Raw genomic sequence first — 1,556 nt, forward strand, 5'->3', positions numbered from 1 at the left:
CGGGATGGTGCGGTCGGGCATGGCGATGTGGACGGTGCCGTCGAACCGGCCCAGCCCACCCTTGACCAGGGCCAGCGCGATCGACCGGTCGAGGTTCGGGCTCCAGTAGCTGGAGGTCACATGGCCCAGCATCGGCACCGGCGGGGCGCCCGGGGTGGCCGTGTCGATGATATGCGCCCCCTCCTCCAGCACCAGCTTCGGGTCGTCGGTCAGCAGGCCGACCAGCTGCTTGCGGTCGGCCCGGGCCGTGTCGGCCCGGTCGAGCGAACGCTTGCCGATGAAGTCCGGCTTCTTCTTGCCGACGATCCAGTCCATGCCCAGGTCGCCCGGGGTGATGGTGCCGTCCGTCTCCTGCCCGACGATGATGAAGCCCTTCTCGGCGCGCAGCACATGCATCGCCTCGGTGCCGTAGGGCGTCAGGTCCAGCCCCTGCCCCGCCGTCTCGATCGCCTCCATCAGCGCCAGGCCATAGGCGGCGGGGACGTTGATCTCGTAGGACAGCTCGCCGGTGAAGGAGATGCGGAACACCCGCGCCGGCAGCCCGGCCACGGTGCCCTCGCGCATGGTCAGATGCGGGAAGGCCTCGTTCGACAGGTCGAGGTCGGTCAGGCGCGACAGCAGCTCGCGGCTCTTCGGGCCGGAGATGGTGGCGACCGCCCATTGCTCGGTGACCGAGGTCAGGAACACCTTGAGGTCCGGCCACTCGGTCTGCAGCCATTCCTCGAGCCAGGCGAGGATATTGGCGGCGCCGCCGGTCGTCGTCGTCATGTGGAAATGGTCCTCGGCGAGGCGCGTGGTGACGCCGTCATCCTTGACCATGCCGTCCTCGCCCAGCATCAGGCCGTAGCGGCAGCCGCCGATGGCGAGCTTGGACCAGGCGTTGGTGTAGACGCGGTTCAGGAACTCCGCCGCGTCCGGCCCCTTGACGTCGATCTTGCCGAGGGTGGTGGCGTCCATCACGCCGACCGAGCTGCGCGCCGCCTTGACCTCGCGGTTCACCGCCGCGTGCATGTCCTCGCCCGGCTTCGGGAAGTACCAGGCGCGCTTCCAGCCGCCACCGACATTCTCGAACACCGCGCCTTGCCTTTCGGCCCAGCCATGCATCGGGGTGCGGCGGATCGGGGCGTAGAGGGCCTTGACCCCGCGCCCGGCGATGGCGCCGAAGGTGACCGGGGTGTAGGGCGGGCGGAAGGTGGTGACGCCGATCTCCGGGACAGTCCTGCCCATGGTCTGGGCGACGATGCCCAGGGCGTTGACGTTGCCGGTCTTGCCCTGGTCGGTCGCCATGCCGGTGGTGGTGTAGCGCTTGACATGCTCGACCGAGACCATGCCCTCGCGCAGCGCCAGCCGGATGTCCTTGGCGGTGACGTCGTTCTGGAAGTCGACGAAGGCGCGCACCGCATTCGCCGGCCGGTCCGACGGCACATACCACAGCGGCCGGTCCTCGCCGGCCTCCGGCTCCTCCTGCGCCGTCTCGACCGGCGGCACCGGCACCGCCACCGGGGTCAGCCCGGCGGCCGAGGCCGCGGCGGCGCCGGCCAACAGCCCTTCCTGCA

The 1,556-nt window shown here is 70.2% G+C and carries 1 protein-coding gene; it reads right to left on the minus strand.

The features are described from left to right. A partial coding sequence (locus tag P409_RS33940; RefSeq protein ID WP_430515683.1) for a glycine cleavage T C-terminal barrel domain-containing protein occupies positions 1 to 1,542 on the minus strand: 1,542 nt, incomplete at its 3' end. Positions 1,543 to 1,556 lie beyond the last annotated feature (14 nt).

Source organism: Inquilinus limosus MP06, from assembly GCF_000767795.1.
Classification (GTDB): domain Bacteria; phylum Pseudomonadota; class Alphaproteobacteria; order DSM-16000; family Inquilinaceae; genus Inquilinus; species Inquilinus limosus_E.